This is a genomic window from Janthinobacterium algoris (assembly GCF_051380935.1).
GTDB lineage: Bacteria > Pseudomonadota > Gammaproteobacteria > Burkholderiales > Burkholderiaceae_D > Janthinobacterium.
In genome coordinates, this window is record NZ_JBNYXZ010000001.1 from 248,259 (window position 1) to 272,755 (window position 24,497).

Consider the following 24,497-nt stretch of genomic DNA (forward strand, 5'->3'; position numbering starts at 1 on the left):
CGTAATGACAACGAAATCATAGTGTGAGACAGGGGATAACTGCCTCGGGTTTTAATCCAGCGACCAAACGTATTGCATTTGCTGCCAGCCTTGTTCCGGCTTGCCGTCAACTGTTGCCGGCTTGAATGTACAGCGGCTGATACCTTGCACTGCGGCTTTGTCCAGGTCTCTGAAGCCGCTGGACTTCACGATCTTCGAATCAGCGACCTTGCCGTCTACACCGATCAGGAACGACAGTGTCACCACGCCGGTTTCCTCATTGCGCTGCGACGACTTTGGATAAGCCGGTTTTTCGCAGACACTGAAGTCAACCACGGCCGGTGTACGCACCGATTTGGCTGGTCCAGGAGTTGGCGCAGGCTGTGCAGGCGCCGTTGGCGGTGCCAATACATTCGTGGCTGGCTTCACAGCAGTCGTATTTGCAATCACGTTCTGTTGTGGTGGCGGCTGCTGCACGTTCACCTCGACTGGCGGAATGAATGGCGGCGGTGGCGCTTTCATTTCTGGCGGCGGTGGTGGCGGTGGAAGATCCTTCGGTGGAGGCGGTTTGACTTCCTCGATAATCTTGGTTTCAACCGGTTCCATCATTTTGGTGACCAACCGCTTGCCCAAGCCCGTCGCGATCCCGTAAGCCGCGAGAACGTGCAGCAGGACAACGACGGTTATGCCTGTGTAGTTCTTGGGACTTTTCTCGTTCGAAAAATTCATGCCTGCTTTCTCCAAATACCATCTCTTGTCTTGCAACTGAACCCCAAAATGACGACACAAAGCTCCAGCCGTATCCGGGACGTCGCCGAATTATACATACGAATTCTTTATTTTACACAGATTTTTAACGCCTAAAACCGGTTAAATTTTTGGCGCTTTTGCGCCCTGAAAACGTACTTGCTTATGTCATCTTTGCACGCTTTCGGACATAAAAAAAGGCGGTCTTATCGGTTTTTTACAGCCGTTTTGGGCTACCACTGCTAAGTTCTCCGATGTGACCTTATGACGGAATTATATTTCGTGATATTCAATATGGAAACTGCTAAATTTGGAGAAAAATATTTCCTCGGGGAAATATTTTGCCTCGGAACCAGACCACTTAGCCATCGGTGCGCACCAATCGGGTGCGAAAGGCACTTCATCCAGGTCAAAAAAGACGCTCCCGGCGGCCGTGTCGACGTCGCCAGGCCATACGGAATTCCTATGGCGGCATAGGATGCGCTTATGTTCTTGCTAAAATCATTGCCAAGAAGATCACTTATGGCCGTGCCGGCGCATCGTCGCGGCGGTTGCGCTTTTCGCGCCGGCAATTCAGGGTGCCCAGGACGACGCCGTGCGGATCGACCGTATCGAGGTGCACATCGAAGCCCCACAGCCGTGCCACATGCTTGAGCACTTCGGCTGCCTGCTGGTTCAGCGGGCGGCGCAGGAATTGCGTGTGGCGCAAGGTCAATGCGCGGTCGTCGCGCGTATTGACGGACCAGACCTGGATATTCGGCTCGCGGTTGCCGAGGTTGTACTGTTCGGCCAGTTGCTGGCGCACGTAGCGGTAGCCGGCATCGTCGTGGATGGCGGAAATGGCCAGCTTTTCATTCTTGTCGTCGTCGAGCACCGCAAAGAAATGGAATTCGCGGATCAGCCGCGGCGACAAATACTGGGCGATGAAGCTTTCATCCTTGAAATTGCGCATGGCAAAGTCCAGGCTCTTGCGCCAGTCGCTGCCGGCGATGTCAGGGAACCAGGCGCGGTCTTCATCGGTCGGATGCTCGCAGATGCGGCGGATATCGCTCATCATGGCAAAACCCAGCGCATACGGGTTGATGCCGCTGTAGTAGGGGCTGTCGATGGGCGGCTGGTAGACCACGTTGGTATGGCTTTTCAGAAATTCCATCATGAAGCCGTCGCCCACCACGCCTTCGTCATACAACTGGTTCAATATGGTGTAGTGCCAGAAGGTGGCCCAACCCTCGTTCATCACCTGGGTTTGCCGCTGCGGATAGAAATACTGGGAAATCTTGCGCACGATGCGCACCATCTCGCGCTGCCATGGTTCCAGCAGCGGCGCGTACTTCTCTATAAAGTACAGCAGGTTTTCCTCGGGTTCGGGCGGAAAGCGGGGGGCAGCCTTGCGCTGGTCGTCCTCCTCCTCGTCATCTTCACGCCGGGGCAGGGTGCGCCACAGCTGGTTGATCTGCGACTGCACATACGCTTCACGCTCTTTCTGGCGCGCATATTCCTTCACCATCGACAGTTTCGCCGGGCGCTTGTAGCGGTCCACGCCATAGTTCTGGATGGCGTGGCAAGAGTCGAGCAGCAATTCCACCGCATCGACGCCATGGCGCTGTTCGCATTCGGCGATGTAATTCTTGGCAAACACCATATAGTCGATGATGGCATCGGCATCCGTCCAGGCGCGGAATAGATAGTTGCCCTTGAAGAAGGAGTTATGGCCATAGGCCGCATGGGCGATCACCAGCGACTGCATGGTCAGGCTGTTTTCCTCCATTAAATACGCGATGCACGGGTTCGAGTTGATGACGATCTCGTAGGCCAGGCCCATCTGGCCTCGTTTGTAGCTTTTCTCGGTGGAAAGAAAATGCTTGCCGAACGACCAGTGGTTGTAGGAAACGGGCATGCCGACCGAGGTGTAGGCATCCATCATCTGTTCGGCCGTGATGATTTCCAGCTGGTTCGGATAGGTATCCAGGCCGAATTGTTTTGCCACGCGGCGGATTTCCTCGTGGATTTGCTCGATCAGCTCGAAGGTCCATTCCGACTGCTCGGGCAGGGCGTTCGGGTGGCGCAGGCGCACGAACGGTTCGCCCGGGGTGTTGCTGGCGCGGTCAAAGGCTGCACTCATCATTTCACCTGTTTTTTGAACAGTTCGCGGAAGACCGGGTAGATATCGGCCGGCGTGACGATCTTTTGCATGGCGAAATGGGCGTGATGGTCGAGCACGCCCGCATATTGCTCCCACAGGTTTTGCTGCGGGCCGTCGGTGATCTCGACATAGGTGTAGTACTGCACCTTGGGCATGATGGTGTTGATCAGCAACTGGCGGCACAGCACGGAATCGTTGTCCCAATTGTCGCCGTCGGAGGCCTGCGCCACATAGCTGTTCCATTGCCCCGCGCCATAGCGCTCGTCGATGATGGTATTGAGCAAGTGCAAGGCGGAAGACACCACGGTGCCGCCCGATTCGCGCGAATTGAAGAATTCATGCTCGTCCACTTCCGCCGCCGCCGTATGGTGGCGGATGAAGACGACCTCGATCTTGTCGTAGGCGCGCTTGAGGAACAGATACAACAGGATGAAGAAGCGCTTGGCCGTGTCCTTGCGCGATTCGTCCATGGAGCCGGAGACGTCCATGATGCAAAACATGACGGCCTGCGTCATGGGCTTGGGCACCTTGATGCGGTTGCTGTAGCGTAAATCGAACGGGTCGATGAAGGGAATCGCCAGCAAGCGCGTATGCAGGTGGTGGATCAGGCGGCGCAGCTCCACCACCAGCGGATCGCTGTCGGGCGCGCCTTCGTGCAGCAGGGCGGCCAGGTCTTCTTCGGCCTGCGCCAGCTGCTTGCGGGCGCCGCCGCCGACGGCGATGCGCCGCCCGAGCGCGCCGCGCAGGGAACGCAGCACATGGATGTTCGATGGCGTGCCCGACATATTGTAGCCGGCGCGCTGGTTCTTGAATTCCGTGGTGGCCGTCAACTGGGTTTTCACCATGTGCGGCAATTCCAAGTCCTCGAAGAAATAATTCATGAATTCTTCGCGCGACAATTCGAAGATGAAATCGTCTTCCGTCGTCTCGTCGCTATTGCCCGCCTTGCCCCGCCCGCCGCCACCGCCGCCTTTCGGCCGGGCGATCTGGTCGCCTTTCAAGTATTCCTTGTTGCCGGGATTGACCACTTCCCATACGCCCCCATGCGCGTGGCCGAACGACGGTTCGCCCACGTCCTTGACGGGGATGCTGACCTTTTCGCCATTCTCGACGTCCGTGATCGAGCGCCCCTTGATGGCGCGTCCCACGGCATCCTTGATCTGGCTCTTGTAACGCCGCAGGAAACGCTCGCGGTTGACGGCGGATTTATTCTTGCTTTGCAAGCGCCTGTCGATGAGGTATGTCAAAGGGTGCCTCCTTGCCTCTCGTCTTGCGCGCCCCGCCAGTCACCAGGCGGGAGCGCGCCTCCGCTGTTCGCGCTAGGATGACTTGCGTACGCGCAAGTACCATTCGCATAACAGGCGTACCTGCTTGGCCGTATAGCCTTTTTCCACCATGCGGGCCACGAAGTCGGCGTGCTTGTTGGCATCGTCTGCACTGGCCTTGGCATTGAAGGAAATCACGGGCAGCAATTCCTCCGTATTCGAGAACATTTTCTTTTCGATCACGGTGCGGAACTTTTCATAACTGGTCCAGGCGGGATTCTTGCCGCCATTCGACGCCCGCGCGCGCAGCCCGAAGTTCACGATTTCATTGCGGAAGTCCTTTGGATTGGAAATGCCCGCCGGCTTCTCGATCTTCTCGAGTTCATTGTTCAGCGATTCGCGGTCGAAGCTTTCGCCCGTATCCGGATCGCGGTATTCCTGGTCTTGTATCCAGAAATCGGCAAACGTCACGTAGCGGTCGAAAATGTTTTGCCCGTATTCCGAATAGCTTTCCAGGTAAGCCGTCTGGATTTCCTTGCCGATGAATTCCACATAGCGCTGCGCCAGGTGCTCTTTAATATAGGAGAAGTAGCGCTGTTCGAGTTCCGGCGCGAACTGCTCGCGCTCGACCTGTTGTTCCAGTACATATAATAAGTGCACGGGATTGGCGGCTACTTCGGAATTATCAAAGTTGAACACTTTCGACAGGATCTTGAAGGCAAAACGCGTCGACAGGCCATTCATGCCCTCGTCCACGCCCGCGTAATCGACGTATTCGTGCATGGACTTGGCTTTCGGGTCTGTATCCTTGAGGTTTTCGCCGTCGTAGACGAGCATCTTCGAGAAGATGCTGGAGTTTTCCGGGTCTTTCAGGCGTGACAGGATGGCGAACTGCGCCATCATGCGCAGGGTGCCGGGTGCGCACGGGGCCTTCACCAGCGAGGAATTGGCCACCAGCTTGTCGTAGATTTTGATTTCATCGGTCACGCGCAGGCAGTACGGCACCTTGACGATATAGATACGGTCAAGGAAGGCCTCGTTGTTGCGGTTGTTTTTAAAGGTCTTCCATTCCGACTCGTTGGAGTGGGCCAGGATGATGCCGTCGAACGGAATCGCGCCAAAACCTTCCGTGCCTTTGTAATTGCCTTCCTGCGTGGCCGTCAGCAGCGGATGCAAGACCTTGATGGGCGCCTTGAACATTTCCACGAATTCCATCAAGCCCTGGTTGGCCAGGCACAGGCCGCCCGAATAGCTGTAGGCGTCCGGGTCATCCTGCGCGTAATCTTCCAGTTTGCGGATGTCGACCTTGCCCACCAGCGAGGAAATATCCTGGTTGTTTTCATCGCCCGGCTCTGTCTTCGAGATGGCGATCTGTTTCAGTACGGATGGATAGCGCTTGACGACGCGGAACTGGTTGATATCGCCATTGTATTCGTGCAGGCGCTTGACGGCCCACGGGCTGGGGATGTTGCGCAGGTAGCGGCGCGGGATGCCGTAATCCTCTTCCAGGATGGTGCCGTCCTCTTCCTCGTTGAACAGGCCCAGCGGCGATTCATTGACGGGCGAGCCTTTCAGGCAATAGAAGGGCACGTGTTCCATCAGCGACTTGAGTTTTTCCGCGATCGACGACTTGCCGCCGCCGACAGGCCCCAGCAGATACAGGATCTGCTTGCGTTCTTCCAAGCCTTGCGCGGCGTGGCGGAAATACGAGACGACTTGCTCGATGACTTCCTCAGTGCCGTAGAACTCGCGGAAGGCGGGATAGATCTTGATGATCTTGTTGGCGAAGATGCGCGACAAGCGCGTGTCGTTGCGCGTGTCGACCAGTTGCGGCTCGCCGATGGCGGCCAGCATGCGTTCGGGCGCGCTGGCATAGGTCAGCTTGTCCTTCTTGCACAGGGCCAGGTATTCGGTGAGCGACATTTCCTCTTCGCGGGTGCGCTCGTAGCGTGCTGCATAGTTATCAAAAATGGTCATGTCAATGTCCTTTAATGTAAACCTGTACTGCCAGTCACCATGGCCGCCCTCCTGGCACTCGCCTGGGCTTGCCGTCTGAACTTTTCCTGTACCCCGCACCAATTTTTATTGTTGTTTCAAGCCCGGCTGTCTTTGCGAGTCCGGATTGCCCGGACCAAAAAACTGGCGCTTGATGCCGTGCGCTGACGTGGCCAGCCGGCTTTTTTTCACTGTTGATAGCGCTTGTTGCACCTACCTTACCCCATGAAATTTATTATTGCTCTAAAGGATCAGGAAGTCAAAAGATATGTCAGCATATCCTTAATACTTGTTTGTAAATTGTTGATTTAATTGGATAAATCATCAAGTTTTTCGTCGATTTCAATGAACCTTTTTGTACCTTTTAAATCATCATACGACAATTCGCCAGCGCGTGCCGGTGCCGGCCATGCCGCTGCTGTTGCCACCGCCATGGCGGCCGGCCGCCGGTGAGACCGGCCATCTTGCGCTAAGATGCCTGCATGTCTGATGGCCCTGCGCGCCGCGCGTGCGCGTGCCAGCACTTTTATCGTCACCCTATAAGGAACACCCATGATGAACCCCCCATTGCGCGCGATCGTCCGCGGCATGCCGAAGGCCGAACTGCATATCCATATCGAAGGCTCGCTGGAGCCAGAACTGATTTTCGCACTGGCAGAGCGCAATGGCGTGCCGCTGGGCTATGAATCGGTGGAACACTTGCGCAGCGCCTATGCTTTTACGGATTTGCAGTCTTTTCTCGACATTTATTACGCTGGCGCAAGCGTGCTCTTGAAAGAGCAGGATTTCTATGACATGACGCAAGCCTATCTGCGCCGCGCCGAGACGGACAATGTCTTGCACACGGAAATTTTCTTCGACCCGCAAACGCACACGGCGCGCGGCGTGCCCATTGCCGACGTGATCAATGGCATCCACCGCGCCTGTCAGGACAGCCCCGTCAGCGCGTCCCTGATCCTGTGCTTCCTGCGTCATTTGAGCGAGGAAGAAGCGTTCGAGACCCTGGCAGACGCGCTGCCGCACCGCGACAAATTCATCGGCATCGGCCTCGATTCTTCGGAAGTGGGCAACCCGCCCGAGAAATTCTCGCGCGTGTTTGCCCGTTGCCGCGAGTTGGGCCTGCACCTGGTGGCCCATGCAGGCGAAGAAGGCCCGCCAGCCTACATCCGCACGGCGCTCGACGACTTAAAAGTCGAACGCATCGACCATGGCGTGCGCTGCCTGGAAGACGCGGAACTGACGATCCGCCTGGCGCGCGAACAAATTGCGCTCACCGTGTGCCCGCTGTCGAATACCAAGCTGCGCGTGTTTGACCAGATGCATGAGCATAACCTGGTGCAGTTGCTCGACGCCGGCCTGCTGGTGACGGTGAACTCGGACGATCCCGCCTACTTCGGCGGCTACATGAACGACAATTTCGACGCCATTTTTGATGCCTTGCCGCTGGGCCTGTCCCACGCGCAACGCCTGGCGCGCAACGGTTTCATCGCCGCCTTCCTGCCGCAGGCGCAGAAAGATGCCTTCCTCGCCACTGTCGATGCGTATTTCGCCCGGCACGCGGCCGCCCACGGCATCGCGCAATAACGCATCACTATCCACGTTCATAAAGACCCGCCGCCCATGCTCCGCCTCTCCCTGAAAATGACCGGCCGCGACTGGCGCGCCGGGCAATTGCGTTTCCTGCTCGTCGCGCTGATCGTGGCCGTGGCGGCCCTGTCGGCCGTGGGCTTCTTCGTCGACCGCTTGCGCGCGGGCCTGAACCGCGACGCGCACCAGCTGTTGGGGGCCGACCTGGTCATCAGCGCCGACCAGCCCGTCAATGCAGCCTGGCGCGCCGAAGCGCAAAAGCGCGGCTTCCTCCTGGCCGACACGGTGACCTTCCCCAGCATGGCGCAGGCGGGCGAGGGCGAACAATCGAGCTCGCAACTGGCGTCCATCAAGGCCGTCTCGCCCGGCTACCCGCAGCGCGGCAAGCTGAAAATCACCACCAGCACCAGCGAGGCGCAGGATGCCCTGGGACGGCCGACCAGCCAGGTGCCCGCGCCCGGCACCCTGTGGGTCGACGCGGCAATTCTGTCCAGCCTGAACGTCAAGCTGGGCGACACCTTGACACTGGGCGACAAGGCATTTACGGTCACGCAACTGATCGCCAGCGAGCCGGACCGCGGCGCCTCCTTTCTGAATTTCGCGCCGCGCGTGATGCTGCCCCTGTCCGACCTGGCCGCCACGGCGCTGGTACAGAACGGTTCGCGCGTGTCTTACCGCTTGCTGCTGTCGGCGGCGCCGGCCAAGGCGGCCGAGCTTGCGCAATATCAAGCCTGGCTGGAAAGCCAGATCAAGACGCAAGCGATCAAGGGCGTGCGCATCGAATCGCTGGAATCGGGCAGTCCGCAGATGCAATCGACCCTGGACCGCGCCGACCGCTTCCTGTCGCTGGTCGGCTTGCTGTCGGCCATGCTGGCGGCTGTCGCCGTGGCCATGGCGGCGCGCCGCTTCATGTTGCGCCACCTGGATGCGTGCGCCATGCTGCGCTGCCTGGGCTTGACGCAAAATCAGGTCACGGCCATGTATGTGATCGAATTCCTGCTCGTGGGCCTGGCCGGCAGCGTGGTCGGCGTGATGGTGGGCTTCGGCGGCCATTTGGTGCTGCTGGAGCTGTTGGGCAAGCTGGTACAGAGCGACTTGCCACCCGTCTCGATGCTGCCCGCGCTGCAGGGCGTGGCCACCGGCATGCTGTTGCTGCTGGGTTTTGCCCTGCCGCCGATTTTGCAGTTGCGCAATGTGCCGCACAACCGCGTGATCCGCCGCGAACAAGAGCCGCCGCAGGCGCTGGCCCTGGCGACCTACGGCCTGGGCATCGCCGCCTTCGTCGTGCTGCTCTTGTGGCAGGCGGGCGACGTGAAACTGGCGCTGCTGACGGCGGCCGGCTTCCTGGGCGGCTTTGCCCTGTTCGGCCTGGCCGGCTGGCTGGGCATCAAGTCGTTGAAAAGCCTGCGCGGCGCCTTCAATCACCAGGGTTGGCGCTTTGCCGTCACCTCCTTGCAGCGCCGCCCGGGCGCCACGGTGATCCAGGTGGTGTCCTTGGCCTTGGGCCTGATGGCCTTGCTGCTGCTGACCGTGGTGCGCGGCGACTTGATGGTGGCCTGGCGCAACGCCACGCCGCCCGACGCGCCGAACCGTTTCATGATCAATATTCTGCCCGAGCAAAAAGACCCGATCACCGCGCGCCTGGCGCAGGCTGGCGTGGTCAACGCGCCCTTGTATCCGATGATACGCGGGCGCCTGGTGGCCGTGAATGGCAAGGCCATCACGGAAGAGACTTACCAGGATGACCGCGCCAAGGGCCTGGCCGACCGCGAATTCAATTTGTCGACGATGGCTACCATGCAGGAAGAAAACAAGCTTGTGGCTGGCAAGTGGTTCAGCAACGCGCCCGGCGCGCCGGCAGAAGCCTCGGTGGAAGAGGGCATCGCCAAGACCCTGAAATTGAAACTGGGCGACAAGCTGCGCTTCGATATCGCCGGCCAACCCGTCGAAGCGGCCATCACCAGTTTGCGCAAGCTGGAATGGGGTTCGATGCGCGTCAATTTCTTTGTCATCATCAATCCGGCCGCCATGGCGGACACGCCGCAGACGTGGATCACGGCGTTTCATTTGCCTACCGCGTCCGCGCCCGCGCAGGCGGACCTGGGCAATGCCTTGCTGCGCGATTACCCGAACCTGACGGTGGTGGACGTGGGCGGCGTGCTCAAACAAATCCAGGGCGTGCTGGACCAGGTGGTGACGGCCGTCGAATTCCTGTTCGCCTTTACCCTGGCGTCGGGCTTGCTGGTGCTGTATGCGGCATTGATGGGTTCGCAGGACGAGCGCACGCGCGAAGCGGGCCTGCTGCGCGCGCTGGGCGCCACGCGGCGCCAGCTGGCGCAGGCGCAGCTGATCGAATTCTCGCTGGTAGGCGCGCTGGCCGGCTTGCTGGCGGCCACGGGCGCGGCCGCCATGGGCTGGGCCCTGGCCACGTATCAGTTCAAGTTCGCCTGGAGCTTCGCACCGGGCGTGTGGGCCTTTGGTTTACTGGCCGGCGCCCTGTGCGCGATCGCCGGCGGCTGGCTGGGCTTGCGCAATGTCTTGAAACATCCGCCGCTGCAAACGCTACGGGAAAGCTAGGCGCTGTCGCCCGCCTGTGCGCGTAAAAATTGCGCGTAGGACATAACCGGCTGCCCCAGCTGGTGCGGCGGCACGTCAAACAGGGCCCAGAAATATGTCACGCGGCCCAGGCAGATGGTGGGCGCGGCGCAATAGCGGAACCAGTTTTCGCCGATGTGCGCCGCATACATGCCGTCGCTGTCGGCGTCGGAAAAGTACGGGATCACGCGCATTTCCAGCAGGGCCAGCAGCAAGGATTCCGGTGCGTCGCTGTCGCGCGCCATTTCGTACTGCGTGTGCAGGCTGCGTTCCGTCTCGATGATCATCAGCTTGGCGTGGCCATCGCGCGTGAAGAACAGGATGCCGCTGGGATTGGGAAAGATGTAAAACTCGACGAAGCCATGGCGCTGGCACAGCGCGTGCACCACCATGGTCAGGGCTTCGTCTTGCAGGAAACTATAGTCGTGCAGCAATAGCAAGTCGCGCACGGTGTCCGACTGCTGCAGGAAGAATTCGCGTTGCAGGGTATGGACTTCCTGTTCCAGGACATCGAGCGCATCGTCGTCGCTCTTTTTGATGTAGCGGTCGATCAAGCCCCGGTTGAAGGCTGTCACGGCCACTTTTTCATCGGCCGCCCCTGTAAATAAGATCTTCTTGCACGGCAAGTCGCGTACCGCCTGGCAGAATTCCAGGCCATTCATTTGCGGCATCGAATAATCGACCACCAGCACGGAAGGCACGGCGAAGCGCTGTGCCTGGCCGCTGATGCGCCAGATGCGGTCGAGATCGAGTGCCACGTTGCACTGGTCGGGCGGCAGGTTTTGCGTATCGAAATTGACGTGCAGTGGCGTCTCGCCCAGTTGCGTGCTGTGGCGCAGCCAGTGCAGCGCACTGCTGGTGTCGTGGAAAGTCTTGCGCGCCAGGCCGGGATCGAGCTGGAACGCCAGGCTTTTCAGGAAGGAATCGCTGTCGTCGATCAATACGGTCAGGGACGGATGGGTGTAGACGGGCAGTTGCATGCGTCACCTTGCGGGAGAAGAGGGTTGGAAGCGGGAAGGCAGGGGCTGGGGAAATTCCAGGATGAAGACCGCATACGCATGCTCGCGCGATACGCAGCGGATGCGCGCTTGCCAGGCGGTGACGATCTGCCAGCACAGTGCCAGACCGATGCCGCTGCCGTTATGCACGGGATAGGAATAAAAACGCTCGAAGATCAACGGCAGGCGGGCAGGCGCGATGCCGCAGCCGGTGTCGATGAACAGCAGCCTGGGCACAGGGCGGGCGCCGTCGATGATGATGCGCACGCGGCCCTTGCCGGCGCGCTGGATGGCTTTCAGCGCATTTCTCAGCAGGTTCAGCAGGATCACCACGCACAGTTCGTCCTGGCCAGCGAACTGGAAGTCGGTGCGTAAGTCCACCGCGACGCTGGCCCGCTGCAGCTTGCCGGTAAACGGGTAGCGCCTGAGCACGGCGTTCACCATCGCCAGCATCGATAGCGTCTGGCTGGGCTGCAGGTTGCGGTTCACGGCACTGGCGCTCATCAGGAACAAATCGATCATGTGCTGCATGTGGCGCACTTCGAACTGGATACGCGACAGCGCATCCAGCAGCGGCGGCATATCGTCCGCCTGGCCAGCCAACTGCGGCAGCAGCCTGCGCATGCCGCGCACATTCGCTTCCACGCTGGTCAGTGGCGTGCGCAGTTCGTGCGCCACGGAACCGAGCCCGGCCGCCATGCCCGCCAGCCGTTCCCGTTCCAGTACCTTGCTGCCCACTTTTACCACGGACAGCGCGGCGATGGTGAACCAGTGCACGGGCAATTGCTGCAGCACTTCAGGCTGCAGCAGGTAGGCGCCTTCCCCTTGCAGGACGACGGCCAGGCAGGCGGCGCCCGTACCGATCAGGTAGGCGCGGCAGGCCAGGCCCGTTTCGAAATGAAACAGCACCACCAGGCCGATCAGCAGCGATTGGCTCCAGATGGACGAGGCATGATTCATCAGAAACATGAAGGTAAAGAAGAAGGGCAGGATGTAGCTGAGCGCGAACAGCAGGTAGCGCGACAGCCAGCGGACCGAGAAGCGGCGCGCAAACAGGCCTGCCACGCAGATGCCCACGCCCGTCAGGCGCAGGGTCAGGTTTTCATAGGCTTGTGGGAAAAAAAATTGCCACAGCAGGTAGTACAGCGGCATTGCCACCGTGCCCACGGCGGCCAGCATGGCGACGCGGCTGGCCAGGTTTTCATGCGGCACGCGTTCATGTAGCAGCGAATGGAGCAGGCGCCTGCGCCAGTGTGTCCATCCTCCTTGCCATTGCTGCGTCATGACTCTGCCTTGATCCTCGTCAGAACATTATCATCGCGTAATTTTTCTTGTTTGTACGGTTATCTCGACGGACATTGATATACGTCAATGGATGGGTTGGCAACACGGTGAAGGCTTTAATCCGCAGCAAACCTTTCCCCAGGAGAAAACCCATGACCATCGCTACCAGCTTGCACGCCCCATCCTTCGACCGCGCCGAACACTGCCTGCCCGACTACATCGTGCGGCGCATGGATGCGCATCACATCACGCGCATTGAAAAACTGCTGGGAGGACAGCATCCCCATGCCTGGCAACCGACACCCGCCCATGCCATTTTTCTGGCGGGTAATGACTATCTTTCCATCGCCGCCGAGCCGGCGCTGGTGGCGGCCCAGGTGGCTTCCCTGCAGGCGAACGCGGGCGGCATGCTGATGTCGGCCGTGTACTTGCAGGAAGGCAGCGAACAGCATCGGCTGGAAAGCCGGCTGGCCCGCTTCATGGGCTGCGAGGATGGCATCCTGGCGCAGTCCGGCATGGCGGCCAATGTTGGCTTGCTGCAGTGTATCGCCGGCCCCGGCATCCCCGTCTACCTGGACATGCAGGCCCACGCCTCGCTGTGGGAAGGCGTGCTGTCGGCGCAGACCCAGGCCGTCGCCTTCTTGCACAACGACATGGCGCACCTGCAGCGTCAAGTGGAAAAACATGGCCGCGGCGTGATCGTCGTCGATGCCCTGTACAGTACCAACGGCAGCGTGGCGCCGCTGCTGGAACTGCTGGACATTGCCGAGCGCGGCGACTGCGTGGTGGTGGTCGACGAGTCCCACTCGCTGGGCACGCATGGCCCGCAAGGCGCGGGCCTGGTGGAGGCCTGGGGCCTGGGCCACCGCGTGCATTTCCGCACGGCGTCGCTGGCCAAGGCCTTTGCGGGACGTGCCGGTTTCATCAGTTGTTCCAGCCGCTTCAAGGGATATTTCTTGTCCGAATCGCGTCCTGCCATCTTCAGCTCCTGCCTGCTGGCCCACGAGCTGGCATGGCTGGACGCGGCGCTCGATTTCATTATGGCCGCCGACGCGCGCCGCGCCATTTTGCGGCGCCACACGCTGCAGGTGCGCCAGGGATTGAGCGCGCTCGGCTACAACGTCAGCGACGGCACGGAGCAGATCGTGGCGCTGGAAGCAGGTGGCGAACCGGCCACACTGGCTCTGCGCCAGGCGCTGGAGCGGCATGGCATTTACGGCGCCATGTTTTGTGCCCCGGCAACGGCGAAGAACCGGGCCCTCGTGCGACTGACCCTCAACGCTGGACTCGACGAGACGGGCATCGCCAGGCTGCTGGCCGCCTGCGCGGCAGTGCGCGCCGAAGTGCACGTGGAACATTGGCCGTCGACGCGGCGCATGCGCAAGCTGGCGCTCGTGTAGGGCCGGCACCAGCGCCGGCGTCAGCCGCTTGACAGCGTCAGCCGGCCAGCTTGCCCAGGACGGCGGATAGCGCTCCCAGCTGCTCTGCCGGTGCGTCCTGCAGCAATTCGCGGCCCACCGCATGCGCGGTGGCGTTGGCATGTCCCAGCAATTCCTGGCCGGCGGCAGTCAGCACGGCATAGCCGACGCGCGCGTCGCGCACATCGGCCTGGCGCGCCACCAGGCCGATCTTTTCCAGCGGCATCAAGGAGCGCGTGACGCCCGAGGCCGTCAGCGCCAGGCGCTCGGCCAGGTCGATGCGCCGCAGGCGCGCACCAGGTGCGCGCTGCAGCTGATACAGCAATTGATAGTCGCTGAAGCTCAGGCCATGCAAATTGCCCAGGGCGCTGTCGAAGCGGCGCACCAGCAGCGCCTGGGCGCGCGCCAGGCGCAGGCAGAAGTCCAGCGCGCTGGCGCCGTCCGGCGAGGGGGAAATGTGATCGGTCATGGTTGCCATTTTATTCGCTGCGAAATGCTTGAGTGCGCAAGTATAAAGTAAACCTGCTCAATACAGCGGCTGCCCCTGTTCCAGCAGTTGCTCCAGGTGCAGCGCCAGCAGGGCGCCCAGCTCGGCGTCCGTATCGAAGGCGGGGTCGTCGGGCAGGGTGACGGTGTCGATGATCTCGCAGGAAAAGGCCGCCGCGCCGTCGCGCCGCCAGTCCGCCTGCAGCTGGGCATTGCGATGCTTGCCCAAGTTGAGTTCGAAGCGGTGCCGGTTCAGCATGCCGGGCGCGTTACGGCTGCATTCGAGCAAGGTCCGTCCGCTGGGCAGGTGCCGCAGGGCGATGATGCCCAGCGGCGGTGGCTGTTGCCGGTAGTGTGCTTTCAATGTTGCCTGTCGTGTCTTATCCATGTTTTATTTCTCCCATCGTTTGTGCAATTCGTTTCTGCTCCGGCGATGCGCGGGATGGCGGTGAAGAGTGCCGCCCCCACGGCTGCCGTTAGCAGTAGGGCGCCGCCGCCGCAGAACAGCTCCCCCACGCTCAGGTGGCGTAGCAGCGCTCCCGTGGCCGCTGCGGACAGGGGCGCCAGGCCCAGGAAGATGCCCATGAACAGGGCCATGGCCCGGCCCAGCATGGCGGGCGCGACGCGCCGCTGTATCCATGTAAAGATGGCGACCTGCAAGTAGCCGCCCAGCATGCCTGTGACGGCCAGCAAGGCTGCGCCTTGCCAGGCTGTGCTGATTTGTCCCAGCGCCATCAACAGGCAGCCCACGATGGCGTCGACGAGCAGCAAGGTGGCGCCGAAACGCCGGCGCAGCCAGGCGCCGCCCAGGCTCGATGCCAGCATGCCGGCCAGGGTGCCGGCGCCATGCGCGCCCATCAGCAGTCCCAGCGACGCGGCAGCGTGCAGGCGTTCATTGGCCAGCACGGGCAAGGCCACCTGCAGCGGTCCCATGACGAAGAACGCCACCACCGCCCAGTAGGCATAGCAGCTGCGCAAGGGAATGTCGCGCCACACCATGGCAAGGCCCGCCGCCGTGGCGCGCCACATGCCTTGCGCGGCGGCGGCTGCCAGTGGCCGCAGGCTGACTTGCCGCAAGGTCCAGGCGGAGAACAGAAACGTCAGCGCATCGATGGCAAAGGCGGCGGCCAGCGCTGCCATGGGGGTTTGCTGCGCGCCATCGTCAGCGCCGAGCACCAGCGCCGCCAGCAGGGGGCCGGCCAGCAAGGACAACTGGCGCGCGCCCATCTGCAAACCATTGGCTTTTTGCAACGATTGCAGCGGCACAGCCTGCGGCAGAATGGCCGTGCCGGCCGGGATGCCAAAGGCGGACGCGATCCCCAGCGCCAACGCGGCCGCATACGCCAGCGCCAGGCTGGCGTGGTCCAGCAACAGCAGTGCTGCCAGCAACAACAGAATGGCGGCGTTCGCATATTTGCTCAGTAGCATCACGCGTCGGGGTGAATAGCGGTCGGCGACGGTGCCGCCCAACAAGATGAGCACGGCGCGCGGAGCGCCCATCAGTGCCACGGCGATGCCCAGGCTGAGGCTATCGCCGGTCAGGCTCAGCACCAGCCAGGGCAGGGCCAGCATGCTGAACTGGTCGCCCAGCATGGAGACCAGGCCGCCGCCCAGCAGCCAGCGGAAGTTGCTATTGCGCAGCAAAGGAGTGTCTATAGCGCTTGGCATGGTCGTCTTGTCCGTGTTTGAGAAGTTGCATAGTAGTTGATATAAGCTTGAGTAGTCAAGTATATTGCCATTGATTGTGGCATCGTAAGCCACGCGGCTGCGTGGGGCGCCGACGCTTGCGCTATCATGGCGGCCATGACTGATACCACTGCCCCCACCCTGTACGAGACCATCGGCGGCGCCCCCGTGCTGCGTGAAATGGTCGACCGCTTTTATGATCTGATGGAACTTGAGCTCGAGTTCGCCGGCATCCGCGTCATGCATCCGCCATCGACGGACGGTTCGCGCGACAAGCTGTATTTTTTCCTGACGGGCTGGATGGGCGGGCCGGATTTGTATATCGAGAAATTCGGCCACCCGCGCCTGCGCGCACGGCACTTGCCCTACGCCATCGGCACCAGCGAGCGCGACCAGTGGCTGCGCGCCATGGCCTGGGCCATGGAAGACACTGGCATCGAAGAGTCCCTGCGCGTGCGCCTGATGGAATCGTTCTATCAGACGGCCGACTGGATGCGCAACAAACCTGACTGACACCCATGAGCCCAATCGAGTTTTACAGCCTGCTGGGCGCTGCCGCCGTCGCCATCGTCCTGTTGATCCTGATACTGCTGCGTCCGCGTGGCGTTGCCGGCGATGGCGCCACCACGCTGGCACTGGTGCAGCAGCACCAGCAGCAAAGCCTGGAACGCATCGACCGCGTCGAACGTGAAGTGCGGCTGCAGTTGCAGGCGTCGGCGCAGGCGACGCGGCAGGACTTGGCTGCCGGCCTGGCGCAATTCCAGGCGGCAACCCTGCAACAGCTCGACAGCCTGCGCACGCAGATGCAGGCGCAGGGGAAAGTCGGGCGCGAAGAGCAGGCGCAAAGCTTGGCGCGCTTTGCCGATAGCACCAACCAGACCCTGGCCCAGCTGACAGAATCGAATGCACAGCGCATGCTGGAAGTGCGCGCCACGCTGGAGAACAAAATCCGCGACTTGCAGGCCGATAATGGCGCGCGCCTGGAAGAGATGCGCAAGACGGTCGACGAAAAACTGCACGCGACCCTGGAAACGCGGCTTTCCGCCTCGTTTCAGCAAGTGTCGGAGCGGCTGGAAAAAGTCCACCAGGGCCTGGGCGAAATGCAGCAGCTGGCGCTGGGTGTGGGCGATCTGAAGCGGGTGCTGACGAATGTGAAGACGCGTGGCACCTGGGGCGAGGTGCAGCTGGAAATGCTGCTGGAGCAGGTACTCACTGTCGACCAATACGCAAAGAACGTGGAAACCGTGCCGGGTAGCGGCGCGCGCGTGGAATTCGCCCTGAAACTGCCGGGCTTGAGCGACGGCGGGCCGCCCGTGTGGATGCCCATCGATGCGAAATTCCCCAAGGAACAGTACGAACGCCTGGTCGAAGCGGCCGAGCGGGCCGATGCGGACGGCGTGGCCGTGGCTGGCCGCGAGCTGGAGCGTGCCGTGCGGGGCGAGGCGAAAACCATCGCCGAGAAATACTTGGCGCCGCCGCAGACCACGGACTTCGCCATCCTCTTCCTGCCCACGGAAGGTTTGTATGCGGAAGTGCTGCGCCGCCCTGGCCTGGCCGATGAATTGCAGCGCGTGCACCGGGTCAGCATCGCCGGGCCATCCACCCTGACGGCCTTGCTCAACAGCCTGCAGATGGGTTTCCGCACGCTGGCGCTGGAAAAGCGCTCGTCAGAAGTATGGCAAGTACTGGGCGCCGTCAAGACGGAGTTCGGCAAGTTTGGCGACGTGCTGTCGCAAACCCGGCTGACCCTGGAAAAGGCAGCGAAAAACATCGAAAGCGCGGAAGTGCGCAGCCGGCAGATGGCGCGCAAGCTGAAATCCGTGGAAGCCTTGCCGGGCGAGGCTGCCGCCTTGCTGCTGGGAGCGGCAGATGCCGGCTCGCCCGGTGACGGCGAGTAGGATTGTCGTTCAGGCCACCGGCGCTTGCCGGCGGCGCAGCGAGGCATAGACGATCAGCGCCAGTCCTGCCAACAGCATGGCCCAGGTTTGCGGCTCGGGCACGGCCGGCAAGACATTCGGGCCGATGGGCGGCAGCGTCGGCAGGATCACGGTGGGCGGCACGATGATGCTGCTTCCCTGGCCGGGCGGCAGACCGCCGCCACCGCCGCCGCCGCCCATGCCGGCCGGTGGTGTGATGCCGCCGACGGTACGGACATAATCGAAGGGCAGGAAAGGAATGCTGGCCACCTCGGGCGGCATGGCGCCACCCGTGAAAGAACCGCCGCGCAAGGCGTCGGGATTATCGATCAGGGGCACGCCTGCCGCTTCCGGGGCGGCGGGCACGGCGGCAACGGGTGCGCCACCGCCGGGAGCTGCACCGCCTGCTGCCGGCGGCGCCGATGCGGGCGCCTGCGCGATGCGGCTGACATTGCGGCAGATCGTCGGCACGAGGATGCATTGTCCCTGCACGCAGTAGACGAGTCCCCGTTCCTGCATCTGTTCGCTCCAGCCCGAACGCGTCACATTGCGGCAAACGCGGCCTGGCCCGAAATGCATGTTGCTGATGCGCGCCTGGTAATTGCCTTTGCCGCGGATGGCGTCGCGGCTGATCACGACGATTTCATCGTACTGGCGCGCGCGCATGCGCGTCTTCAATTCTTCGCGCACCTGCGGCGCGATGTCCGTATAGCGATCCACGGCAGCCACCACATCGCCCATGAACGGGTCGGCACCGGGGCGGTTCCAGCTGCAGTGTTCCAGCACGTCGGCCCGAGGGATCCCTTTGGCATAGGCGGGCAGCGGCGCCAGGGACAACATGCCAAGCAGGCAAGCCGCTCCCAGCATGCTGGCACGCGCGATCCATGAGCTGTGTTTCATTGATAGTTTCCCGGTGAAAACAATATAGAAATTATATTTTGTATGAATTCAGATGTTATCACCAAAGAAACTGTAGTATCAACAAATAAATAAAATAATTGCAATTTGTGTTGTGTTTATTGATATGTTGCTTAAAGAGATGATTAATATTTTTATCTCGATAATCGAACGGCTGCAGCGCAGGGGAGATGATTGCGAAAGGGAAATGCGATCGGCCCGCGCAGGGCGGGCCGGTTGTGAGGGCAGCGGGGTTTTGAAGGATGCGCCGCCAGCAGGCGGCGGTGAAACGATCTAGATGCGGCCCGGGCAGGCTTGCGTATCGAAGGCGGGATAGCCGATGGCGGGCAGCTTGTGCAGCCACTTGCGCATCAAGCTGCGCGCGCCTTGCGTATCGTACTGTCGCCCCTGCTGCAAATCTGCGGCGAGCGTATCTAGTTCTGCACAGATGGATTGCTTGCCGGCCTGGGCCGCCAGCAGGGAGGCCAGCAGTTCTGGCAGTACGACCGCCGCCGGCGCCGCCTGGCGCGTGGCGCGGTAGTGCTGCCAGTAGCGCTCGGCGGCATCGCCATCAAAGCTGGGGACGAAGCCGAAGGTGGCGTCATCGCGGTGCAAGCGGTAGACAGTGGGAAAGTAATGGGAGCCCGTCAGTTCGCCGGGGAATAGGTCGCGCCGCAGGACGTCGATGGCCAGCGACCCGTTGCGCTCCACGCGCACGGGACTGGGCGAGTCGTACTGGTCCACGCTCACCATGGCTGGTGAGTTGCCTTGCATGAAGATGATTTTCTGCGTGTAATGGCGCCCGCCCAGGTGGCCGCACAGGGCCACGAAGCGATCGTTGATGGCGGTGACGGCCGCAACGTCGCCGCAGTCGGGCCGCAAAGGCGTGTTTTCCTGCCACACGAGCGCCTGGTCGCTGGTGCGCACGAGGCGGATGCTGCCCACGGTTTCGCCGTGCAAGTCACCGTTTGCATCCTCGATGCGCTCATCGAAGCGCACCGTGTAGCCATTGCTGTGGACTTCGCCGGCGTACGCCGTCATGCCCTTTAGCAGTGCCAGTGCCAGTATCAGTTTCAGTTGCAGTTGCAGTTTCATATTAGTCCATGGAATAGCACGATATCGACCAGATCGCCGGCTGCCACGTGGCCTTGCGCTTCATGCAGCACGATCATGCAATTGGCTTGCGTCATCGAGCGCAGGATGCCGGAGCCTTGCGCACCCGTCACGCGCACGTGCTGGCGGCCGTCCGCGCCGCGTTCGACGATGCCGCGCTGGTATTCCGTGCGGCCGCGCTTCTTGCGGATAGTCGCTTGCGCCGCCACTTGCAGCAGCGGCAGGCTGGCCGTGTCCGCATCTGCGCCCATCAGGCGCAGCAAGGTCGGGCGGGCGAGGAAGTAAAACGCCGCCATCACGGCCACCGGGTTGCCGGGTAATCCCAGCAGCAAGGCCGAGTCGCCCTCGCTGGAAATCTGGCCAAAGGCCATGGGGCGGCCCGGGCGCATGTTGATTTGCCAGAAGGCGACGTCACCCAGGCGCGCCAGGATGTCGCGTGTAAAATCGGCTGCGCCGCTGGAGACGCCGCCCGAGGTGATGATGACATCAGCCGTGGCGCAGGCGCCGCGCAGGGCCGCTTCCAGCGCTTGCGGCTGATCCTTGACGATGCCCATGTCGAGCACCTCGCAGCCCAGGCGCGTCAACATGCCCAGCAGGGTGTAGCGGTTGCTGTCGTAGATGCAGCCCGCGGCAAGCGGCTCGCCGATCGAGCGCAATTCGTCGCCGGTGGAAAAGAAAGCCACGCGAAGGCGGCGGCGCACGGGCACGGTGGCGATACCCAGTGAGGCGAGTAAGCCCAGTTCGGCCGGTCCGAGTATCTTGCCTTGCAGCAGCGCAGGCTGGCCTTGCATCAAGTCTTCACCCATGAAACGGCGGTTGTCGCCGGGGCGGATACAGTCCGGTGCGATGCTGATGTGCAGTTCGCCGGCCTGTTGCACCAGTTCCTGCGGCACCACGCTGTCGCAGCCGTCCGGCATGACGGCGCCCGTCATGATGCGCGCGCATTGCCCGCGCCGCACGGTGACCGTGCCGGGACGGCCAGCCAGGATGGTGTCGACCACGGTCAGGGTCACGGGCGTGTCGCCACCGAGGTCTGCCCCGTGCAGAGCATAGCCATCCATGGCCGAATTATCGTGCGCAGGCACGCTGATGGGCGAGATGATGTCGGCCGCCAGGATGCGCTCGAACGCTTGCGGCAGCGGTAATTGCTCGCTCTCGGCGACGGGCGCGACGCTGTCGGCCAGGATGGCTTGCGCCATCGGCACGGACAGGCCTTGCGCCTGCAGGGCGGCCAGCTCGTCCGGGGTATTGATGTTGCCGAACGCACCATGGTTCTGGAAGAGCACTTCGGTCAATTTTAAGTGACCGTGCCAGGTGCGCATGCGGCGTTCGCCTGCGGCCAGGTAGGTGTCCAGCTGGGGCAGGGCCGATGTTTTCACCAAGCAAAAAACGGGATGCGGACGGCGCACCGTCGATCCCGTCACCGCATCGATTTCCTCGGTGACGGCGATGGCCAGGTCGGCATTGTCCTGCATCAAACCGGTCGCCAAGCGCGCTGCCAGGTCGGGCGGCAGCAGGGGCGAGTCGCACGGCACCGTGAGCAGGTAGGGCGTGGTGGCGTGCTGCATGCCGCTGTGCAAGCCGGCCAGCGGACCCAGCTGGCCCGGCAGCACGTCCGGCCACACTGGCAGACCGAAGCGCGCGTAGTCGCCGGCCTCTGCGTGAACACTGATGGCCAGCCGGCCCACTTGCGGCGCCAGGCGCTGCAGCACGTGGCGCGCAAGGGGCTGGCCATGCAGGAGCAGCATGCCCTTGTCGCGCTGGCCCATGCGGGTGCCGAGGCCGCCGGCCAGGATCAGGCCGGTAATGTCGTGTTTGTTGATCATGAGAGGCGAAAATATGGATACATGCGCCATGGTAGCAGCGGCGGGCCTGTGCCGCGCCTGATTCAGCCGCCGATATACGACATTTCCACTTTCTTTTTACCGTGCTCAAGTGCGCCGCCCGACAAATCTGTCTGGCTGGTGCGCAATTGCGAATAGCGGTCGCCGCGGCCGCGCCACAACTGCGCCACGACCGAGGAAATTTCCGCGTCGCTGTGGCCGCCGCGCAGCAGGCCGCGCAAGTCGTGGCCGCTGCTGGCGAACAAACACGTGTACAGCTTGCCCTCGGTCGATAGGCGGGCGCGGCTGCAGTCGGCGCAGAACGCTTGCGTGACGCTGGAAATGAGGCCGATTTCGCCGCCGCCATCTGCATGGCGCCAGCGCGCCGCCGTCTCTCCCGTATAGTTGGGGTCGATGGGCAGCAAGGGCATGTGCGAGGCGATGCGCCGCACCACTTCGGCCGAAGGGATGACTTCTTGCAAGTTCCAGCCGTTCGAGGCGCCCACGTCCATGTATTCGATGAAGCGCAAGATGTATGGCGTGCCTTTGAAGTGGCGCGCCATGGGCACGATTTCCTGCTCGTTCATGCCGGCCTTGACGACCATGTTGATCTTGATGGGCCCCAGGCCCGCCGCGTGTGCTGCATCGATGCCGTGCAGCACGTCGGCCACGGCGAAATCGACATCATTCATGCGCTTGAAGGTGGCGTCGTCGAGCGAGTCGAGCGACACGGTGACGCGGTTCAGGCCCGCATCCTTGAGCACTTGTGCCTTTCTGGCGAGCAAGGAACCGTTGGTCGTCAGGGTCAGGTCCAGCGGCTGGCCCGATGGCGTGCGCAGTTCTGCCAGCATGGCGATGAGCTTTTCGATATTCTTGCGCAGCAGCGGTTCGCCACCCGTCAGGCGGATCTTTTCCACGCCGTGCGCGACGAACAGGCGCGCGATGCGCGTGATTTCCTCGAACGACAGCAAATCCGTGTGCGGCAAATACACGTGATTCTTGTCGAACACGTCCTTCGGCATGCAATATACGCAACGGAAATTACAGCGGTCGGTAATCGAGATGCGCAAGTCGTGCAGGGGCCGGCCCAGGCTGTCGGTCACGTTGCCGCTGGGACTTTCCAGTTGCGCGGGGATCAGCAAAGCCCCATTGCGGGCCTCGGCGAGGTAGATAATCTTGTCAGCCATAAAAATGATGCCAGTTACTAGTTACGTTAGGTCGTTCAAGGCAGATACGATAGCACGAGGCCGAAGATGGCACAGGCGAGCAGCAATTTGATGGTGCCCATTTGAAACTTGATCAGCGCCACGCCGACCGCCAGCGCGATGGCGATGGCCAGCCAGTCCCAGTGCGGCAGCGGGTTTGCTTGCCAGAAGACATGGCGGCCAAAGAACAGGGCCAGGCTGGCGATGACGCCTACCACGGCCGCCGAGATGGCCGTCAAGGGCGCGCTCAGGCGCAGGTTGCCGCGCGACGCTTCCACCAGCGGCGCGCCGGCCAGGATGAAGATGAACGAGGGCAGGAAGGTGAACCAGCTGGCGACGAGCGCGCCGCACACGCCCGCCAGCCACAGGTGTTCACCCGCCAAGGCATGGCTCCAGCCGCCGACAAAACCGATGAAGGCGACGATCATGATCAGGGGGCCGGGCGTGGTTTCGCCCAGCGCCAGACCATCCATCATCTGCGCGCTGCTGATCCAGTGGTAGTGGTCGACGGCGCCCTGCACCAGGTAGGGCAGCACGGCATACGCGCCGCCGAACGTGAGCAGGGCCGCCTTGCTGAAAAACATGCCCATCTGCGCCAGTGGCTGGTCCGCGCCGCCCGCCAGCGCCAGGCCCAGCCAGGCGAGGAAGGCCAGGGCCAGGCCCAGCGCGCAGGTGGCCAGCAGGCGCGGCCATTTGAGCTGCGCGTGGTCTGGCGTGGGCGTGTCGTCATCGATCAGGGCGGCGCCATAGCGGGCCGCGCCGCCATGCGGCGTGCCGCCGGCATGAAAGTGGGCCGGCAGCCAGTGGCCGCCGGCCATGCCCAGCAGGGCAGCGGCGAGCACGATCAGTGGAAATGGCAGCTGTAGCATGGCGATGGCGACAAATGCGCCCGCCGCGATGGCGATCAGGGCGGGACTGCGCAAGGTGCGCCGGCCCAGTCGCCAGGCGGCCGCCACTACGATGGCGACGACGGCCGGCTTGATGCCGTACAAGATGGCGGCGATGGCGCCCATGTGGCCATACGCCATGTAGAGCCAGGACAGGACGATCAGCAGCAGCAGCGAGGGCAGCAGAAATAGCAGGCCCGCCACCAGCGCGCCGCGCGTGCGGTGCATCAGCCAGCCGATGTAGATGGCCAGCTGGGTCGCTTCCGGCCCCGGCAGCAGCATGCAGTAATTGAGGGCATGCAGGAAACGCTGCTCGGAAATCCAGCGCCGCTTTTCCACCAATTCCGCATGCATCATGGCGATTTGCCCGGCCGGGCCGCCAAAGCTGACGCAGCCCAGCTTGAGCCAGTACCAGAAGGCGCTGCGCAGGCTGACGGAGGCGGGACGGGGAAGGTTGGCGTTCTCGTGCATGG

At 62.2% G+C, this 24,497-nt stretch carries 20 protein-coding genes; 5 read left to right on the forward strand and 15 right to left on the reverse strand.

Translation table 11 applies throughout. The features are described 5' to 3' along the window. Positions 1-51 precede the first annotated feature (51 nt). The 5 genes from ACQ4W7_RS01140 to ACQ4W7_RS01160 form a co-directional block, all read right to left on the reverse strand. On the reverse strand, positions 52-708 hold the full coding sequence (locus tag ACQ4W7_RS01140) for an energy transducer TonB (RefSeq protein WP_219135966.1): 657 nt from the start codon (positions 706-708) through the stop codon (positions 52-54). 538 nt (positions 709-1,246) lie between these two features. After that, on the reverse strand, positions 1,247-2,848 hold the full coding sequence (locus ACQ4W7_RS01145; RefSeq protein ID WP_426071772.1) for a SpoVR family protein: 1,602 nt from the start codon (positions 2,846-2,848) through the stop codon (positions 1,247-1,249). Further along, positions 2,848-4,116, reverse strand: coding sequence for a YeaH/YhbH family protein (locus ACQ4W7_RS01150; protein WP_436527874.1), 1,269 nt, complete (start codon positions 4,114-4,116; stop codon positions 2,848-2,850). The genes ACQ4W7_RS01145 and ACQ4W7_RS01150 overlap by 1 nt, the downstream gene beginning before the upstream one ends. 72 nt (positions 4,117-4,188) lie before the next feature. Then, the gene (locus ACQ4W7_RS01155) at positions 4,189-6,111 is read right to left on the reverse strand and encodes a PrkA family serine protein kinase (RefSeq protein ID WP_426071586.1); all 1,923 of its coding nucleotides are present in this window, start codon (positions 6,109-6,111) and stop codon (positions 4,189-4,191) included. 326 nt (positions 6,112-6,437) lie between these two features. Further along, positions 6,438-6,683, reverse strand: a complete 246-nt coding sequence (locus ACQ4W7_RS01160; RefSeq protein WP_436527876.1) for a hypothetical protein — start codon at positions 6,681-6,683, stop codon at positions 6,438-6,440. Here ACQ4W7_RS01160 and ACQ4W7_RS01165 point away from each other — a divergent pair. Together ACQ4W7_RS01165 and ACQ4W7_RS01170 are read left to right on the forward strand one after the other, a co-directional pair. After that, positions 6,682-7,713 carry an adenosine deaminase gene (locus tag ACQ4W7_RS01165; RefSeq protein ID WP_436527878.1) on the forward strand — a complete coding sequence of 344 codons (1,032 nt, stop codon included), beginning with the start codon at positions 6,682-6,684 and terminating at the stop codon, positions 7,711-7,713. The genes ACQ4W7_RS01160 and ACQ4W7_RS01165 overlap by 2 nt on opposite strands. A 36-nt stretch (positions 7,714-7,749) precedes the next feature. Then, complete coding sequence (locus ACQ4W7_RS01170) at positions 7,750-10,293, forward strand: ABC transporter permease (protein ID WP_436527880.1); 2,544 nt, start codon at positions 7,750-7,752, stop codon at positions 10,291-10,293. Here ACQ4W7_RS01170 and ACQ4W7_RS01175 read toward each other — a convergent pair. Together ACQ4W7_RS01175 and ACQ4W7_RS01180 are read right to left on the reverse strand one after the other, a co-directional pair. Then, positions 10,290-11,291 carry a response regulator gene (locus tag ACQ4W7_RS01175; RefSeq protein WP_426071590.1) on the reverse strand — a complete coding sequence of 334 codons (1,002 nt, stop codon included), beginning with the start codon at positions 11,289-11,291 and terminating at the stop codon, positions 10,290-10,292. The two genes, ACQ4W7_RS01170 and ACQ4W7_RS01175, sit on opposite strands and share 4 nt — an antisense overlap. Before the next feature lie 3 nt (positions 11,292-11,294). Beyond that, positions 11,295-12,593, reverse strand: a complete 1,299-nt coding sequence (locus ACQ4W7_RS01180) for a sensor histidine kinase (protein ID WP_426071591.1) — start codon at positions 12,591-12,593, stop codon at positions 11,295-11,297. A gap of 152 nt (positions 12,594-12,745) precedes the next feature. Here ACQ4W7_RS01180 and cqsA point away from each other — a divergent pair, with 152 nt between their 5' ends. Next, positions 12,746-13,993 carry an alpha-hydroxyketone-type quorum-sensing autoinducer synthase gene (cqsA, locus tag ACQ4W7_RS01185; protein ID WP_426071592.1) on the forward strand — a complete coding sequence of 416 codons (1,248 nt, stop codon included), beginning with the start codon at positions 12,746-12,748 and terminating at the stop codon, positions 13,991-13,993. 37 nt (positions 13,994-14,030) lie between these two features. Here the strand turns inward: cqsA and ACQ4W7_RS01190 are convergent, their stop codons facing one another. From ACQ4W7_RS01190 to ACQ4W7_RS01200, 3 genes are read right to left on the reverse strand one after another with little or no spacing between them, the layout of a single operon-like run. Beyond that, positions 14,031-14,480 carry a MarR family winged helix-turn-helix transcriptional regulator gene (locus ACQ4W7_RS01190; RefSeq protein WP_426071593.1) on the reverse strand — a complete coding sequence of 150 codons (450 nt, stop codon included), beginning with the start codon at positions 14,478-14,480 and terminating at the stop codon, positions 14,031-14,033. Positions 14,481-14,537: 57 nt separating this feature from the next. Further along, entirely contained in the window at positions 14,538-14,885 is a 348-nt protein-coding gene (locus ACQ4W7_RS01195; RefSeq protein WP_426071594.1) for a GIY-YIG nuclease family protein, read from the reverse strand. Next, positions 14,858-16,165, reverse strand: a complete 1,308-nt coding sequence (locus ACQ4W7_RS01200) for an MFS transporter (protein WP_426071595.1) — start codon at positions 16,163-16,165, stop codon at positions 14,858-14,860. The genes ACQ4W7_RS01195 and ACQ4W7_RS01200 overlap by 28 nt, the downstream gene beginning before the upstream one ends. A 135-nt stretch (positions 16,166-16,300) precedes the next feature. On the opposite strand from ACQ4W7_RS01200, the gene ACQ4W7_RS01205 reads away from it, so the two are divergent. Next, positions 16,301-16,696: a group II truncated hemoglobin gene (locus ACQ4W7_RS01205; protein ID WP_426071596.1), complete on the forward strand. Its 396-nt coding sequence runs from the start codon at positions 16,301-16,303 to the stop codon at positions 16,694-16,696. Between the two features lie 5 nt (positions 16,697-16,701). Then, positions 16,702-18,081, forward strand: coding sequence for a DNA recombination protein RmuC (locus ACQ4W7_RS01210; RefSeq protein ID WP_436527885.1), 1,380 nt, complete (start codon positions 16,702-16,704; stop codon positions 18,079-18,081). Positions 18,082-18,090: 9 nt separating this feature from the next. On the opposite strand, the gene ACQ4W7_RS01215 is transcribed toward ACQ4W7_RS01210, so the two are convergent. From ACQ4W7_RS01215 to chrA, 5 genes are all read right to left on the reverse strand, one after another. Continuing rightward, a complete protein-coding gene (locus tag ACQ4W7_RS01215; RefSeq protein WP_436527887.1) occupies positions 18,091-18,999 on the reverse strand; it encodes an MHFG family PEP-CTERM protein in 909 nt (302 codons plus the stop codon). 291 nt (positions 19,000-19,290) lie between these two features. Then, the gene (locus tag ACQ4W7_RS01220; protein ID WP_436527889.1) at positions 19,291-20,091 is read right to left on the reverse strand and encodes a hypothetical protein; all 801 of its coding nucleotides are present in this window, start codon (positions 20,089-20,091) and stop codon (positions 19,291-19,293) included. Beyond that, entirely contained in the window at positions 20,088-21,935 is a 1,848-nt protein-coding gene (gene moeA / locus ACQ4W7_RS01225; protein WP_436527891.1) for a molybdopterin molybdotransferase MoeA, read from the reverse strand. The genes ACQ4W7_RS01220 and moeA overlap by 4 nt, the downstream gene beginning before the upstream one ends. Positions 21,936-21,997: 62 nt before the next feature. Then, a complete protein-coding gene (moaA, locus tag ACQ4W7_RS01230; protein ID WP_426071601.1) occupies positions 21,998-23,119 on the reverse strand; it encodes a GTP 3',8-cyclase MoaA in 1,122 nt (373 codons plus the stop codon). 35 nt (positions 23,120-23,154) lie between these two features. Further along, entirely contained in the window at positions 23,155-24,495 is a 1,341-nt protein-coding gene (gene chrA / locus ACQ4W7_RS01235) for a chromate efflux transporter (RefSeq protein ID WP_436527893.1), read from the reverse strand. Positions 24,496-24,497: the final 2 nt, after the last annotated feature.